Source organism: Clostridium sp. Marseille-P299 (assembly GCF_900078195.1).
In the GTDB taxonomy this organism is placed as follows: Bacteria; Bacillota; Clostridia; order Lachnospirales; family Lachnospiraceae; genus Lachnoclostridium.
The window spans coordinates 472,394-489,335 of sequence record NZ_FJVE01000005.1; the positions used below are offsets into that span (position 1 = coordinate 472,394).

At 31.6% G+C, this 16,942-nt stretch carries 13 protein-coding genes and 1 other annotated feature; of the genes, 9 read left to right on the top strand and 4 right to left on the bottom strand.

Features of this window, described 5'->3' with window-relative positions; all coding sequences use genetic code 11:
* Window positions 1-279: 279 nt before the first annotated feature.
* Window positions 280-1,293 (top strand): GTP pyrophosphokinase family protein, encoded by a 1,014-nt coding sequence (locus BN4220_RS20665; RefSeq protein ID WP_082812028.1) that lies wholly within the window; start codon window positions 280-282, stop codon window positions 1,291-1,293.
* Window positions 1,294-1,474: 181 nt separating this feature from the next.
* On the opposite strand, the gene BN4220_RS03935 is transcribed toward BN4220_RS20665, so the two are convergent.
* Window positions 1,475-2,425 (bottom strand): S1 RNA-binding domain-containing protein, encoded by a 951-nt coding sequence (locus BN4220_RS03935; RefSeq protein WP_082812031.1) that lies wholly within the window; start codon window positions 2,423-2,425, stop codon window positions 1,475-1,477.
* 209 nt (window positions 2,426-2,634) lie between these two features.
* Between BN4220_RS03935 and BN4220_RS03940 the strand changes: the two genes are divergently transcribed.
* Window positions 2,635-3,336: an NUDIX domain-containing protein gene (locus tag BN4220_RS03940; RefSeq protein WP_066713883.1), complete on the top strand. Its 702-nt coding sequence runs from the start codon at window positions 2,635-2,637 to the stop codon at window positions 3,334-3,336.
* Here BN4220_RS03940 and BN4220_RS03945 read toward each other — a convergent pair.
* The gene (locus BN4220_RS03945; protein WP_066713886.1) at window positions 3,331-4,071 is read right to left on the bottom strand and encodes a hypothetical protein; all 741 of its coding nucleotides are present in this window, start codon (window positions 4,069-4,071) and stop codon (window positions 3,331-3,333) included. The two genes, BN4220_RS03940 and BN4220_RS03945, sit on opposite strands and share 6 nt — an antisense overlap.
* A gap of 205 nt (window positions 4,072-4,276) precedes the next feature.
* Here BN4220_RS03945 and BN4220_RS03950 point away from each other — a divergent pair, with 205 nt between their 5' ends.
* Together BN4220_RS03950 and metG are read left to right on the top strand one after the other, a co-directional pair.
* Window positions 4,277-5,578 carry a M18 family aminopeptidase gene (locus BN4220_RS03950; protein ID WP_066713892.1) on the top strand — a complete coding sequence of 434 codons (1,302 nt, stop codon included), beginning with the start codon at window positions 4,277-4,279 and terminating at the stop codon, window positions 5,576-5,578.
* A gap of 524 nt (window positions 5,579-6,102) precedes the next feature.
* Window positions 6,103-6,360 (top strand) — a binding site (T-box leader).
* A 301-nt stretch (window positions 6,361-6,661) separates the two neighbouring features.
* Entirely contained in the window at window positions 6,662-8,653 is a 1,992-nt protein-coding gene (metG, locus tag BN4220_RS03955; RefSeq protein WP_066713895.1) for a methionine--tRNA ligase, read from the top strand.
* Between the two features lie 269 nt (window positions 8,654-8,922).
* Here the strand turns inward: metG and BN4220_RS03960 are convergent, their stop codons facing one another.
* On the bottom strand, window positions 8,923-9,918 hold the full coding sequence (locus BN4220_RS03960) for a LacI family DNA-binding transcriptional regulator (RefSeq protein WP_066713898.1): 996 nt from the start codon (window positions 9,916-9,918) through the stop codon (window positions 8,923-8,925).
* A gap of 260 nt (window positions 9,919-10,178) precedes the next feature.
* Between BN4220_RS03960 and BN4220_RS03965 the strand changes: the two genes are divergently transcribed.
* Window positions 10,179-12,521, top strand: coding sequence for a glycogen/starch/alpha-glucan phosphorylase (locus BN4220_RS03965; RefSeq protein WP_066713902.1), 2,343 nt, complete (start codon window positions 10,179-10,181; stop codon window positions 12,519-12,521).
* Between the two features lie 144 nt (window positions 12,522-12,665).
* Here the strand turns inward: BN4220_RS03965 and BN4220_RS03970 are convergent, their stop codons facing one another.
* Window positions 12,666-12,887: a YaaL family protein gene (locus tag BN4220_RS03970; protein WP_066713905.1), complete on the bottom strand. Its 222-nt coding sequence runs from the start codon at window positions 12,885-12,887 to the stop codon at window positions 12,666-12,668.
* Window positions 12,888-13,136: 249 nt separating this feature from the next.
* On the opposite strand from BN4220_RS03970, the gene BN4220_RS03975 reads away from it, so the two are divergent.
* From BN4220_RS03975 to BN4220_RS03990, 4 genes are all read left to right on the top strand, one after another.
* Window positions 13,137-13,406, top strand: a complete 270-nt coding sequence (locus tag BN4220_RS03975) for a pro-sigmaK processing inhibitor BofA family protein (protein WP_066713908.1) — start codon at window positions 13,137-13,139, stop codon at window positions 13,404-13,406.
* A 784-nt stretch (window positions 13,407-14,190) separates the two neighbouring features.
* On the top strand, window positions 14,191-14,709 hold the full coding sequence (locus BN4220_RS03980) for an A24 family peptidase (RefSeq protein WP_066713911.1): 519 nt from the start codon (window positions 14,191-14,193) through the stop codon (window positions 14,707-14,709).
* A complete protein-coding gene (locus BN4220_RS03985; RefSeq protein ID WP_066713914.1) occupies window positions 14,706-15,725 on the top strand; it encodes a hypothetical protein in 1,020 nt (339 codons plus the stop codon). The genes BN4220_RS03980 and BN4220_RS03985 overlap by 4 nt, the downstream gene beginning before the upstream one ends.
* A 22-nt stretch (window positions 15,726-15,747) precedes the next feature.
* On the top strand, window positions 15,748-16,926 hold the full coding sequence (locus tag BN4220_RS03990; RefSeq protein ID WP_066714041.1) for a CpaF family protein: 1,179 nt from the start codon (window positions 15,748-15,750) through the stop codon (window positions 16,924-16,926).
* Window positions 16,927-16,942 lie beyond the last annotated feature (16 nt).

Genomic DNA, 16,942 nt, shown 5'->3' on the forward strand with positions numbered 1-16,942 from the left:
TTTAGAAATATTTTAATAAATTTATCCAAAATTTCGAGTAATTAAGTTTATTAAGTAAATATTAAACTTTGGTTAAGATTGAAGTTATTAATGGTTTGTTCACAATTTTATGCTATAATACAGCTGTTAAATAATGATACATGACAGACTAAAATAAATGTAACTAGCGGGGAAAAGAACCGTATATATTGATTGACAGAGTGAATAAAATGAATAATATAAATGATTTTGGGGCGTTTATATTAAAAAATAGGATAAAAGGGAAAAGGTGTGGTTACAATGGATTTACCAATTTTTTATGATGAAGTTGAAGAGTGGAATCGTACGCTATTAGTTTATGAAGCGGCTCTTAAAGAGGTTAGTACAAAGATAGAAATTTTAAATAGTGAGTTTAAATTGGCGCATCAATATAATCCAATAGAACATGTCATATCAAGAATAAAAACGCCACAAAGTATAGCAAAAAAGATGCGACATAATCAAAGAGAATTAACCGTTGAAAATATTGTTAAATATATAAATGACGTTGCGGGTATTCGTATTATTTGCTCATTTACATCCGATATTTATCGTATTGCGGATTTAATACGTAAGCAAAACGATGTAAAAGTGTTAAAAGTAAAAGACTATATTATGAATCCGAAAGAAAACGGATATACAAGCTATCATATGATTATTTCTGTTCCTATATTTTTATCAGATACTATGATTGAGACAAAGGTTGAAATTCAAATCCGTACTATTGCAATGGATTTTTGGGCAAGTTTAGAACATAAAATGTATTATAAATTTGAAGGAAATGCTCCAGAACATATACGAAGAGAACTAAGAGAGTGTGCTGATATTGTAGGTTTCTTAGATAAGAAAATGTTAGCCTTAAATGAGGAAATTAAAAAATTTAGTAATGATCCAATGATTTCATATAAAGAACTGATGTCGGATATGTTTCAAGATAGTATTAAGGAATCCTATGGTACTGTGGTAGATGAAGAGAATGAAGTACTTACAATTGAAAATAATAATGAGAACGATAAAGTTGTAGAATACCATAAAGAAATACAGCCTTTTATTATCGATGCACAAGCAGACGATATGCTAAGTGCTATGCAACAAAAAGTTATGAAAGAATCCACTGAAAAAATATTAGAAGTTTCTGAGGATAAGAAGGAGGGGAAAGAGGCGACGAAGGAGAAAAATTCTTCTAAGGAAACCAATAAGATACCTTTTACAGCAAGTATCTTTGGGCGCAACAAACAAAAGAAACAAGATATAAAAGCAAAAGCAGCAAATTAGTGAAAATAAATCAACTTGCATTTACGTAGTATTCTACATGAATGCAAGTTTTTTAAATATAATGAAAATAAAACACCGGCTACAAAGTGAAGTCCTTTTGTTAGATAGAAATCTAATGAAAGGGGGTTTACTTCATAAGCCGGTGGTATTGATTTTTTAAGTAATTAGATTTGGTTATTAATTAGAACTTTAATCCTTTTAATAGGCTACTTAAATCTGTTGTAGCAGACTCTCCTGTGGAGTATTCTACTGGTGCTTCAGATGCGTCTTCAAGGACTTCTTCTTTTTCTTCAACAGCTTTTATACTTAAGCTAATTTTACCCTCTTTTACATCAAGGATTTTAACATTAACTTGGTCGCCTACTTTTAATACTTCGCTTGGAGATTTAAGATGTTTTCCGCAAATCTGTGAAATATGAACAAGTCCTGATAAATCATCTCCAATGTTTACAAATGCTCCAAATGGCATAATCTTTTCTACTGTTCCTGTAGTAACTAGTCCAATTTGTAATTTAGAAATTCGGCTGTTTTTATCATTGATGGCACGTTCTCTTAATACATCTTTTGCTGAAAGGACTAATTTATTAGCTTCTTTGTCTGCAGTTATTACTATAACTTCAAGGGTTTTTCCTACATAAGAGTCTAAATCCTCAGTATATTCCAAACTTAGTTTTGAAGCAGGAATAAAGGCACGTATACCATTTAAATATGTGACAACCCCAGCATTAACAGCTTGTGAAACTTTAACAGTCGCTACTGTTTTATTTTTGAGCATTTCATTAAGTGCATCCCAAGCAAGAATATCATCTGCTTTTTTACGAGATAATAAGATATTACCCTCTTTATCTTCTCTTAAGACAACTGCAGAAATTTCTTCGCCAATAGTTACATCAGCTTTAATAGAAAACTGTGGATTATTACTTAATTCCTCAAGTTTAACAATACCTTCTGCATAATAACCTAAATCAACGGTAAGCTCTGTATCAGAAATACCAATAACCGTACCTTTTACGATATCACCTTCTTCTAACTTCTTAAAGGAATTATCGATTTGTTCTTTAAATTCATCCATAGAAGGAATATATTCTTTTTCAGTGGTAGTATTTTCAGTATTGATTGATTGATCGTTCATCTAGTATCTTGACCTCCATTCTTGTTGCTTTATTCTTTTAGTATAGCATTTTTTAGTAATAAGAGAAAGGGAAATCTTGAATATTTGAAGGAGCAAACGTATAATAGGGATGATTCCTTTTTTAGGAAACGTATATAAGTTAGATGATAAATAGCGAATAAAAAGCTAAATTGAAAAATAAAAAGTATTTTATTGAAGGAGGAAATTTCATGTCAGCATTTTTAAAGGACATTGCACCTTTTTATGGAACGGGTAGTAAGAATGAACAAGGACAGGACCTAGAACACTTTTTAGAAGAATATGACCCAAATAAGTATCCAAACCCTAGTGTAACCGCAGATGTGTTGGTATTTCAATACAGTAAGGGGGTTACTAATGTTAATTCGGGACTAAAACTTCTCATGATTCAAAGAAGGAATCACCCAAGCATCGGTTTTTGGGCGCTTCCAGGAGGATTTGTAGATATTAGAGAAGATATTGATGCTGCAGCTAAGAGAGAACTTTATGAAGAAACGGGGCTAAATCAAGTACCGGTGCAGCAGATGCATTGCTTTGGAGAAGTAAATCGAGATCCAAGAACTCGTATTATTACCGTTTCCTATCTAGCCTTAGTTGAAAATGATTTAGCAGTAAAAGCAGGAGATGATGCTGCCGAGGCACTGTGGTTTGATGTATGTTTTTCAAAATCTGGTGAAGCAGTGTTTACTGAGGACCGTAAAATACAAAAATATGATTTAAAATTGAAAAACAAGGAAAGAAACATTGAGCTAAGTGCAAGCATAGAATATTCAGAAAAAGTTGAGGGAATTCTAAAAGATCCCCAGTTTCTTGTTCTTCACACGAATCAAATTGCATTTGACCATCCTGCCTTTATTGCACAGGCATTATTGTTTATAGAGTCTCAATTATAAGATGTTTCTTTCATACAAAAAAGCACGGCCTTGTTTACCAATATGGTTAATTACATTTAAATGTTTTAATATGTTTAGTGCAGTACCTGCTTCACTGGTTGAAAGTTTGGTTTTCTTTTTATAATCAGCTACAGTAAATGTATCTGGTAAATCAGATGGGAGAAATTCTTTATAGTCTTTCCAAGTGAGTATATTAATTTCCTCATTAAAAGCAACAGGGATTCCATCATTACGAGTGGATCCCTTTTTTTTATCTTTACTCCATCCGTTTAACAAACGGTATTCTTCAACATCAAGTAAAACAATTCGTATATGTAAATTTGGATCGGATAAATAAGGCTTAATTTTATAGAGTTCTTTAAAAACTTGGTACTTGGTGCCTGTCTTTGGTGACTTACGTTTTGGGCTAATCTCCCCTGTATCTTCATTAAGCCAACGAAGCCATTTTGTGTGGGCAATTGGGTAAACAATAGTTACTTCGTAATTTGGTAAAAATGCATCTAATTTACGTCGTAATGTGTTAAAATTTCTTGTTTGAATTTCTATAATATGTGAACCCATCAAGATGTCTGCAACATAAGAATTTACCTTTTGTTCCTGTTGAGATTCTTTGGTGGAATAATAATTTTTAAGTACAGCATGAATGGTTTTTTCTGAAAGCGTACCAATGCCATTTTGTGCTTTTGCTTCATTTAAAACCTTATCCAGGGATAGAGAAAATAACTTATCATCCATGATATGCCTTATTCCTTTCTAATAAATATACCTGTTGTTAGGATACAACATCGTATGAATGAATGCAAGATAACTTAGTAATAATAGATATGATGTATGAATTTAGAATCGTTCATTGACTTAGTGATATTAGCAGACTATACTAATTAAAAAAGTAACTTTTTGAGGTGCTAAACTAATAAAAGTGAATCTTAAGGAGGAAACAATGAATAGTAAACAAACAGCAAAAGATCTGATAAATTATATAAAGAATGCAAGTTCACCTTTCCATGTAGTATTAGAAAGTGTAAATATGTTAAAAGAAGCTGGTTTTACAGAGCTTGATATGAGAAGACCTTGGAACATTGAAAAAGGTGGTAAGTATTATGTTACACCTTATAAAACTAGTGTTTTTGCATTTAGCATAGGTAAGGAAGTTTCAAAAGACCAGAATTTTCATATAGCTGCAGCTCATACAGACCACCCTTGTCTTCATATTAAGCCAGTTGCTGAATTGGAGAGAAAAGGATACCTTAGAGTTAATACAGAAATCTACGGAGGCCCAATTTTAAATACGTGGTTAGATCGTAGTCTTTCCATCGCTGGTGTAGTGGCTTTAAAGGGCGAGAATGTATTTGAACCTAAACTTGAGTATATTGATATCAAACGACCAGTATTAACCATACCTAATCTTGCAATCCATATGAACCGTGAAGTTAATAAAGGTGTTGAGTTAACAAAACAAAATGATATGATTCCTTTATTGGGAATGATTAATGATGAGTTAAATGCAGATTCCTACTTCTTGGAATTTTTAGCAAAAGAGTTAAATGTTGAAAAAGAAAATATTCTTGATTTTGACTTATACATCTATTGTTGTGAAGAGGGTTCCATCATTGGAATGAACGAAGAGTTTATCTCTTGCCCACGTCTTGATAACCTTACATCCTGTTTTGCTTTAACAAAAGCAATGATATCTGAGCAAAGAGAAGATGGAATTAATGTAATTGCATTATATGACAATGAAGAAATTGGTAGTCTAACAAAACAAGGTGCAGATTCAGCACTTCTTAGTATGCTGTTATCAAAAATATATGCTTCACTAGGCTTTGATGAAATTTCATTACAAGAATCTGTATTAAGAAGCTTTTTATTATCTGTAGATGTGGCTCATGCACTTCATCCAAACCGTATGGAAAAGTATGATGAGAAGAACTATTCAAGATTAAACGAGGGTATTACAATTAAAATTAATAGCAATCAAAGATATACCTTCGATACCGAAGCCGTTGCTATTTTACAGCAGCTTTGTGAAAAAGAAGATGTTAAATATAAAAAATATGTAAATCATTCCGATTTAGTTGGTGGAGGAACCTTAGGACCAATGATTTCTTCTTGGTTACCAATGAAAACAGTGGATTTAGGAATTCCTCTTCTTGCAATGCATTCAGCTAGAGAACTTATGGGGATAGAAGACCAACTTCACTTAGAGCGTCTAGTAACAGCATTTTTTAAAATCCAGGGATAGAAATATAATTTAAACAAACCACTATATATAGAAATGTCACAAAAAAATGTTTGAAAACAATAATTCTCTTGACAAATATTACAAAATTTGTTATTCTAAAAGCGGTCGATATCGAGAAGGTATTGTCCGGAGGATGAAGCGTTGGGGAACGTTTTGAGGGCATATGCATCAAAATAAGATTGTTAGAATCATATATGAGCTGTTTCGGGACAGCTTGCTAGATACATAAAAACAGTGCGTGATTTTATGGAATGTATCAGTATAAAGTATATGTAATAGCAATCTTATTTTAATTTTATATGCGAATCCAAAGGAAGATAAAGGCATATATTATTTTATATATAGATGTTTAACGTTTTCGTCTATAAGAAAATAGTATATTATATTAAGCATCATTTTAATTCTATTTTGGTATAAACATGACTATATTGTAGAGACTATATGATAGCGCAAATATGATGTTATAAGGCATTAAGACTTTGACAAATATATGCAGGCATGATATAATCTAAAAAGTTTCATATGAGAATGCGATGAAGAGAAGAGTAGATATGGGAACTGTTAACAGAGAACCTTGTAATAAAAGAATTTTTATTTGCTGAGAACAAGGAGCAGAAGAACATATTGAATATGGTCTTGGAGCTTTGTAATCGAGATGTATATTTAGATTACAACGGTAGCAACCGTTATTGTGCTATGCTGTGATTGCAGCAGATAAGGCTTTTGTCATGAGGCAAAAGTGAATTAAAGTGGTACCACGGGATATAACTCTCGTCTTTAAATAAGACGGGAGTTTTTTTATTTATAGTATTTGGGTGTCAAAAGCTCTGTCAACTTTATGGAAGTTGCTATTTGTATAAAGTCAAAAGATTACTGCTTCGATGTCAATGCATAAGTGTTTTTAGCATCCAAATCTTTATAGGTATTTAAAATATGTATCCGTATTTACGGTAAGAAAAGCTAAGTACATTCTTTAGTTTATATAAATACAACGTTAATCGTTGGTATACGTACTATGGAATTTATAATTACAAATCTTTAAAATAAGGTTAATGTAATTTTTAAAAGGAGGTAATAAATATTATGAGTAAAGAAAAATTTTATATGACTACAGCCATTGCCTATACTTCTGGTAAGCCTCATATCGGTAACACATATGAGATTGTATTAGCAGATAGCATTGCTAGATACAAACGATTGGAAGGATATGATGTATTTTTCCAAACAGGAACAGATGAGCATGGTCAAAAAATTGAACAAAAGGCAGCAGAAGCTGGAATTTCACCAAAAGAATTTGTAGATGGTGTGGCTGGAGAAATTAAGACGATTTGGGATTTAATGAATACTTCTTATGATAAGTTTATTCGTACAACCGATGAAGACCATGAAAAGCAAGTACAAAAGATTTTCAAAAAGTTGTATGATCAAGGGGATATTTATAAGGGATATTATGAAGGAATGTATTGTACTCCTTGTGAATCATTTTTTACTTCAAGTCAGCTTGTAGATGGAAAATGTCCTGATTGTGGTAGAGAAGTTCAACCAGCAAAAGAGGAGGCTTATTTCCTTAAATTAAGCAATTATACACAAAGATTAATTGATCATATCAATACACATCCAGAATTTATTCAACCAGAATCCAGAAAAAATGAAATGATGAACAATTTCTTATTGCCTGGATTACAAGATTTATGTGTATCAAGAACCTCTTTTAAATGGGGAATTCCAGTAGATTTTGATGACAAACATGTGGTTTATGTTTGGCTCGATGCACTTAGTAACTACATTACAGGTATCGGATATGATTGTGATGGTAATAGCACTGATCAATTTAATAAATTATGGCCAGCGGATCTACACTTAATTGGAAAGGATATCTTACGTTTCCATACAATATATTGGCCAATTATGTTAATGGCTCTTGATTTACCTCTTCCTAAACAGGTATTTGGTCATCCTTGGTTATTACAACAAGATAATAGCGCAAAAGATGGCGAAGGGGTTAAGATGAGTAAGTCCAGAGGTAACGTACTATATGCCGATGAATTAGTTGAATTATTTGGCGTAGATGCTGTTCGTTACTTTGTATTACATGAAATGCCATTTGAAAATGATGGTGTTATTAGTTGGGAGCTTATTGTTGAAAGATTAAACTCCGATTTAGCAAACACTTTAGGTAACTTAGTAAATCGTACAATTTCCATGTCCAATAAGTACTTTGGTGGAGTAGTAAATAATGCGCAGGTATCCGAAGCTGTAGATGAGGAATTAAAAGCAGTTTGTGTATCCGCAGTTAAGAAAGTTTCTGCAAAAATGGAACAACTACGTGTAGCAGATGCTATCACAGAAATCTTTACGATTTTCAAACGTTGTAATAAATATATTGATGAAACTATGCCTTGGGTTCTTGCAAAAGATGAGGAGAAGAAAGGCCGCCTTGAAACTGTTCTTTATAACCTAGTTGAAGGAATTTTAATAGGAGCAAATCTTTTACATTCCTTTATGCCTGAAACATCTGAAAAAATCTTTAAGCAATTAAATACAGCGGCTAGAACCTATGAAGACTTAGATAAATTTGGTTTATATAAGTCTGGAACAAAGGTTACAGATGCACCTGAGATTCTATTTGCAAGACTTGATTTAAAAGAAGTACTTGAAAAGGTAGCGGAAAAAGAAGCGCAAAAACAAGTTTCAAATGAAAGCAACGAGACAAAGGAGAATGAAACAGTGATCGATATTCCATTAAAAGATGAAATTACTTATGATGATTTTTCTAAATTACAATTCCAAGTAGGAGAAATTATTGCTTGTGAAGAGGTGAAAAAATCTAAGAAACTTCTTTGCTCTCAAGTTAAGATTGGAAATCAAGTAAAACAAATCGTTTCTGGTATTAAAGCTCATTATTCCGCAGAAGAAATGGTAGGAAAAAGAGTTATGGTTCTTGTAAACTTAAAACCAGCAACATTAGCCGGAGTAGTTTCTGAAGGTATGCTTTTATGTGCTGAAAACGAGAATGGAGAATTAGCATTAATGGTACCAGAAAAGACCATGCCAAGTGGTGCTGAAATCTGTTAGTATCCGTAATAATAAGTATTGGTAATGATAAGATATTAGCAATCATAAAATAAAAAGTAAAATAAATAAACGATAAAATAAATAAAACAGGGAAGAAGAAACATACTTAAATAATTCAAAGTATATGTATCTTTTTTCCTGTTTTTTAGTATTCAAATGATTTAAAAGATAAATCATATAATCTCAATATCCAATATCAAATCATTTGTAGGTATAATCTTAAGGTAAAAAATTATCTTAAGATAAGAGTTATAAGTATGTTACTTTAGTTATTGCTTAACAATAGAGGTTGAACCACGTTCAATAAATTTAGCACGGAGTAAGAGTTTGCTAATCGTAACATCATGAATGAGTCCATCTAGTAATAAAAACGCACTTTTGCCTAAATCTATTCGGTCTTGACGAATGGTAGTAAGGGGTGGTGTCAGCTGATTTGCAATTGGTAGGTCATCATAACCGATAACACTGATATCCTCAGGAACTGAAAGCCCGTGTTTTTTCACTTCTGCGATGACTCCTGATGCAATTAAATCACTTGCGCAAATTATAGCCGTTGCACCTTGTTCAATAAATTTTGGAACATGCCATTTCGCACAATCAGGAACATAATATCCAAAATCAATCAATCCTTCTTCAGCAACTAAACTATTCTCTTCCATGCTTTGTATAAAAGCTTGATGGCGTTGATTTGAGACCATTGAGTTTTTCGTACCGTTTAAAAATGCAATCTTTTTATGCCCAAGATTTTTTAAATGGGTCACTGCTTGTGAAATTCCCTCAAAACTATCTGTTCCAACATAACCAACATGATTATTTTCTGAAATATAGTTATCAAGAAGAACCGTAGGAACGGTTGTTTTGGATAGTTGCTTAATCCAGTCATCATGTAAGGTAAATCCAAGTAAAAAAGCACCGCAGAATCCATTTTTGAGCATATACGTATCATATTTTTCTGCTGATTGCATATTAAGATTCGTAGGAATTACAGTTACATCCCAATTTCTTTTGGCAGCAGATAATTTAAAGCCCATAATGATTTCGTAACCAAATTGCTCAATATTTTCATAGTCCATATTCTCTATCATAATGCAGACTTTTTTGTTACCTTTTGCACGCATTTTTTTAGAGGAATATCCCATTTCAACAGCGGTTTCTAGTACAAGCTGTCTTGTTTCTGCACTAATATCACTTGCTCCATTTAGTCCTTTTGAAACGGTACTAACTGCAATACCTAGTTTGTCAGCAATGTCCTTTATAGTGGCCATAATAAGCCCTCCAAATATTGTATTTAAGTTTACTATGTACAGTATAAACCGATTGATATGCTTTTTCAATCTTTGTATGGATTTAATTCTAAAATCAGGTGATTTACATGAGAAAAGTTTCTTACTAGTAAATTAGGATGATTAAAAAATTAAAAATACAATTGACTAAAATTGGAAGTGGTGCTACTATATAATTAAGTTTCGAAAAATATCGAAAATATTTGCTTAATTATTATTTTATAACAAGGGAGGACAAAAAAATGACTTCATTTAAAGAAAACGTTGTTGAAATTCTAAGATTAGATTATGAAACAGATATGAAGCAGGCAAGTACTGTTGAATTATATCATGCAGTGTCTAGGGCAGCTATGTTATCTATAGGTAAAGAATTTTCTAATGAGGCGACAAGTGGAAATGAAAAAAAGGTGTGCTATTTGTCAGCGGAGTTTTTAATTGGTAGGATGGTATATAATAATTTATTAAATCTTGGTCTTTTTCATCAATTTTCAGAGTTAATGTCAGAATCAGGTAGGGACATCCGAATGTTTGAAGAGATTGAAGATGCTGCACTTGGCAATGGGGGACTTGGGAGATTAGCAGCATGTTTTCTAGATTCAGGGGCAACCAATGGAATACGTTTGAACGGATACGGTATACGTTATAAATATGGATTATTTAAGCAATATTTTGAAGATGGTTTTCAAAAGGAAACAGCCGATGATTGGACAAAGGTAGGAGATCCATGGTCTATACGTAATGAAGAGGAGAGTGTAAGGGTTGATTATAAGGACTTTTCAGTATTAGCAATTCCTTATGATATGCCGGTAATTGGATATGGAAAGAAAAAGATTAACCTTTTGCGTTTATGGCAGGCAGAACCTATTGTAAATTTTCATTTTGATTTGTTTAATGATCAAAAGTATGAGAAAGCGGCAAAAGATCGTGTGGAAGCCGAAGCAATCTGTAGCGTTTTATATCCAAATGACACATTGGATGCCGGAAAAAAACTTCGCTTAAGACAACAATACTTCTTTGCAAGTGCGACTCTTCAGGATATTATTCGATCTTATAAGAGAAAATATAAGGATAATTTTGCACATTTTTCAGAGGAGTATGCAATTCAGTTAAATGACACACATCCTGTTGTTGCAATACCAGAATTACTTCGCTTATTAATGGAGAAAGAAGGTTTAACGTTTGCTAAGGCATTTAAAATTGCAAAAGAAACGTTTGCCTATACCAATCATACGATTATGGCAGAAGCTTTAGAAAAGTGGGGTATAAAACTATTTAAATCCATAATACCAGATGTTTATAAATATGTGGTAATGATTCAAAAAGCTCTTCTTAAGGAACTTACAACATTTAAAGTAAAAGAAGAGGATAAGAAGCAATACTATATTATAGATGAAGAGCGTATACATATGGCTAGGTTGGCGATTTTCTCAAGTCACTCAACCAATGGCGTTGCAAGAATTCATACTGATATTTTAAAGAATGATGCATTAAAAGAATGGTATGCTTTATATCCAGAACGATTTAATAATAAAACAAACGGGATTACGCAAAGAAGATGGCTAGCGCTATCAAACATGGAACTTTCGGGATTTATTTCAGATAAAATCGGAAACGCATGGATTACTGACTTAACTAACCTTAAAAAGTTGGAAGCTTTTAAAGATGATACGAATGTAATTAAGCAATTTAATGATATCAAGCAGATTAAAAAAACACAACTTGCTGAATTTATTAAGCAGAATGAAGGGATTACAATATCACCAGATTTTATGTTTGATATCCAAGTGAAGAGATTGCATGAATATAAACGACAACTTCTGAATGCTTTTTCGATTTTAGATATTTACTATGGAATAAAAGAAGGACGAATAAAAGAGTTTTATCCAACAGTATTTATTTTTGGTGCTAAAGCAGCTCCAGGATATTTTAGAGCAAAAGGTATTATTAAATATATCAATGAAATAGCTAAATTGGTGAATAATGATGTGGATGTTAAAGATAAATTACAAGTAGTTTTCGTTCAAAATTATAATGTATCTTATGGAGAAAAAATCTTTCCAGCGGCAGATGTTTCGGAGCAAATTTCAACAGCTGGTACAGAGGCATCTGGAACTGGTAATATGAAGTTTATGTTAAATGGTGCAGTAACGCTAGGAACTTATGACGGTGCAAATGTAGAGATTGTTGCTGAAGCGGGTGAGGATAATAATTATATCTTTGGTGCAAAAGTGGAAGAAATAGGGGCGATTAAGCACACATATAATTCTAGAAAACTTTATGAAGAGAATCCTAGAATTAAGAAAGTTGTTGACACTTTAGTAGATGGTACGTTTGATGATGGTAATACGGGAATGTTTAAAGAATTATACACATCAATTCTTGAAGGGGCTAGTTGGCATCAGCCAGATCATTATTATTTATTACTTGATCTTATTCCTTATATTGAAGCTAAACTTCGAGTGAATGAAGATTACAAGGATATGTATAAGTTTAGAAGAAAATGTTTTATAAATACATGTAATGCAGGAAAATTCTCAAGTGATAGAACGATTAAAGACTATACAGATGATATATGGCATGCATAAAAGATAGTTTTTATTGAAATTTAAAATGTATTTTGTAGGAAATGACGTTTGGTTGCAGTTTATAAAATAAAGGAGAGGCTGTTGCAATACATAGTTAATATGTTTTGCAACAGCCTCTTTTGGAAGAAAGGTTCGAATATTTTATCAAACAGCTGAGATTGTTTGCTCTGCGTGTTTTGCTTGTTTTAATAGAAATTTATAACGATGTTGTATTGCATTTACTTCATAAATGTAAGAATCAATTAAGTCTGGGTCAATTACATTTTCAAAATTCGAGTAAGCGGCTTCTAACGCACGCTGTGTACTTGCTATCTCTCGTAGTAAGGATTCGTTAGGATTATTATATTTCTTTTTAAATAAACTCACGTAAACACTACCTTTCTAATATTTTAAAATATTCCCAATGGGCTTTTAACAATGTATAATTGCTAAAATGATTTAATTTTGTCTGTATGTAATTGGTACCAGTCCAATTATTTATATAGTATAGTCAGAAAATGGTAACATTATACCTGCCACGGATATTTTTATAAAAAAATTGAATACAGGTCTATACAATTAAATGACGAATATATATATAGAAAGACAACCCTAAATGAAAGGTGATACATTCTTATGACTACATATATTGTAATAGGCGTAGTTCTTGTGCTAGCTATTTTTCTAGTTATTTATTTGTGTAAACATCATGCAAACTTTGTTTTTAACTTATTGCTCCGTACTATATTTGGTATCACATGTGTATATCTACTTAATTTTGTATTTGAGCAAGTAGAAATAATGACAATGGTAGGTATTAATGTATTATCCATAGCAGCAGTAGGTTTGCTTGGTATCCCAGGAATTCTTTTATTATATGGCGGTACATTCATTTTGAGAAAATAGTAAAACTATAATTGGGATATGCATGTGGATAAAACATGCATATCGTGAATAATTACAGAAAATAGGACAACTATTGTTGATAACTACAAATTCATAGGTAGACATGGGTAAGTTAGAAAATAGTTTGCATAAAAAATCAATGAAAATATATGCATTAAGTAGAAGAAATAAAAGTCTGGAAGAAAGAATTGACAGACTTTTTTTATTGAAGTATCATAGATTTATCAGTTAAATATAAAGTATTAATGATTCTATAAACTCGGTTTATCTACTGAAAATTCTGTATTGTTGTATAAATGATTTTTAGAATTTGAATGAATATATGAATTTTAAAAATCCAAATAAACATTATATCTATTTCTAAAAATAATTATATTCCCTACTTATATAATCTTTTTTAAACAGAGTATCTATTTTACTATTCTAATAGCAAAGCATCTATGATTTTATCTGTGCTAAAAATCTAATTAAATCAATGTCTTTTTTTCATATCTAAATTAATCTAATTATATTAAATTCTTAACATGAGCTATTTCAAGAACTCTTATGAGATTAAATCCAAATAATTATAATGAAAATTATATATATAATTAAAAAATACTTGTAAGATATTATATTAAATATTTCAATATATAGTTCTTAAAATCTATAGGAATTACATCATATCTATAGAACTACATCTTTTAAATCCTAAATTAATTCAAACTATTTGATTCTAGTTTTCTATACTTATTTTCCGTTATATAGAGGGGTTGAAAAAATTAAATGGAAGGGAGTGAATGATTTGCTTAAAATCGTATGTTTATCAATCATTGTTTTTATTGCCTTAATTCAAGACATTAAAACATATAAAATAAAAAATATAACAATCATAGTAGGGCTATTGATGGGGGGATTATTCTTAATTTTTGAGAAAGACCTACAGACTATCTTAATGTATCTATGTGGAATGGGTTTACCAATTCTAATACTTATGCCCCTATTCATACTTCGTATGTTTGGTGCCGGTGATATTAAATTATTTTCAGTGATCGGATTGTTTTTAGGTCCACAGATGGTTTTAAAAGTTATCGTGGTTTCATTTTTTCTTGGTGCTGCATTGTCTTGTTTTAAATTATTTAAAAACCGCAATATAAAGCAAAGGGCAAATTATTTTATTCAGTATATAAAAGGTGTTAGTTATTGCAGGGAATTAGAATATTATGATGCAAAAGGGGACAATTACAAAAATGCGATCCACTTTTCAATTCCTATATTCGCGGCACTTTGCGTACAACTTATTTTATTAGGAGGTGCTAAATGAGTGAAATTCTTGCAATTTTAGATAAAGAAAAAGAATATCTAGAACAACTTATCCATTATATAAAGCTAAAAGAAGGATTTAATTTTACTATCGTTGCATTTACAGATGAGAGTGCATATTTAGAGTATGAGGCGGAAAATAGTGTTGCTATTTTACTATATCAAAATGATTATCATGATATTGTTATGGAACAAAGTAGCGCGAAACAAAAAATTGCTTTAGTTGAAACCATGATTACATCCGATGATGAGAATAAGAAAAGTATTTTTAAATACCAGTCCGTTGAAATTATTATAAAAGAAATTCTAAAGTGTTATGAGGGAACTCACAAAATTCATATTAGGGAGACTGTAAATAGTGATTTATGCGTTATAGGAGTTTGTTCTCCAGCACAAGAACCAAGCTCAAACCTTATAAGTTTATCCCTTGCCTATGAATACGGTAAAACTAGAAAAACACTTTTGTTAAGTTTTGATCCATTTCTTAACTCTAAAATATTAGGTGTAAGAGAAGAAATACAAGGAATCTCTGAATTAATATATTTTATGAAACAGAAAAATAATAACCTATCCCTTAAAATTAATTCAATTGTAGATAAAAAAGAAACATTTGATTATATCGCGGGAGTTTCTCATTGGATTGATCTTTTTGAATTGATGGAAGAGGAAACAAACAAGTTATTAAATGAAATTAAAACGAATCTAGGTTATGATGTTATTATTATAGATATGGGGAATTTTAATCACTTTACATTAGCTCTTATGGAACATTGCGATTACATATATCAGGTTATGAATAAAGGGGAGTTACATCGGGAGAAGGATCGGGAATTTCGAAGGCAAGTAATTCTAAAAAAAGATGAATTGTTTGCAAAAAAGATATTTCAAATAGCATCATTAAACTTAGAGCTAGACATAGATTTATGGGTGTCTATAAAAGAAGGGAAATTTAATCAATTTGCAAAAGAATTGATTGTAAGGGAGGGACTATTAATTGGAACCGGAGAGAGACTATAAAAAAGAGCTTCAAGAACGAGTTATGGATAAAATAGACCTTTCAAAAGAAATTGATGATAATGAGCTTTTAGATATGATAGATATAGTTATAAAGAACAAAAGCAGAGATTATTACTTAAGTATAAAGGAAAAGCAGCAGTATCGAAAAGAAATTTTTAATTCTATACGTCGGCTGGATGTTTTACAAGAACTTGTGGAAGATTCATCAATTACTGAAATAATGATTAATGGAGCAAGTAATATTTTTATAGAGAGAAATGGTAGAATCACAAAATGGGAGAAAAAATTTGAGTCTAACCGTAAATTAGAAGATGTAATTCAGCATATTGTTGCAGGCTCCAATCGTATTATCAATGAGGCAAGCCCTATTGTTGACGCCAGACTTAGTGATGGCTCTCGTGTTAATATTGTTCTTCCACCAATTTCTTTATGTGGACCAATTGTAACAATCAGAAAGTTTCCAGAAGAAACGATGACCATGGACAAGCTTGTAAAAATCAAATCATTACCTGAAGAAGCAGCTGAATTTTTGAAAAAATTAGTAATCTCGGGGTATAACATTTTTGTAAGTGGTGGAACGGGAACAGGTAAAACAACATTTTTAAATGCTTTATCTAACTATATACCAGGTGATGAGCGCATTATAACAATCGAAGATTCAGCTGAATTACAAATTAAAAACATACCAAATTTAGTTAGTTTAGAAGTTAGAAACGCAAATGTTGAAGGGGATAATGAGATTAGTATACGTGATTTAATTAAGTCTAGCCTTAGAATGCGGCCGGATCGAATTGTGGTAGGAGAGGTAAGAGATGCATCTAGTATTGATATGTTGCAAGCACTTAATACTGGGCACTGCGGAATGAGTACTGGTCATGCCAACTCTCCGACGGATATGCTATCAAGGTTAGAAACCATGGTTTTATTGGGAGCAGATATTCCACTTTTAGCTGTAAGAAAGCAAATAGCATCTGCAATCGATATCATAATTCAGTTGGGGAGATTAAGAGATAAGTCAAGGAGGGTTATGGAAATCTCAGAAGTTTTGGATTGTGTAAACGGAGAAATCCGTATGAATTGTTTATATAAGTTTGAAGAAGAAGGTGAAACTGCCGATGGACTGGTATTAGGTAAGCTAAGTAAAACAGAAAATTCACTGTTTCATCAACATAAATTATTAAAAGCAGGGTTATCCGTTTGAAAAGATAAGGATAATA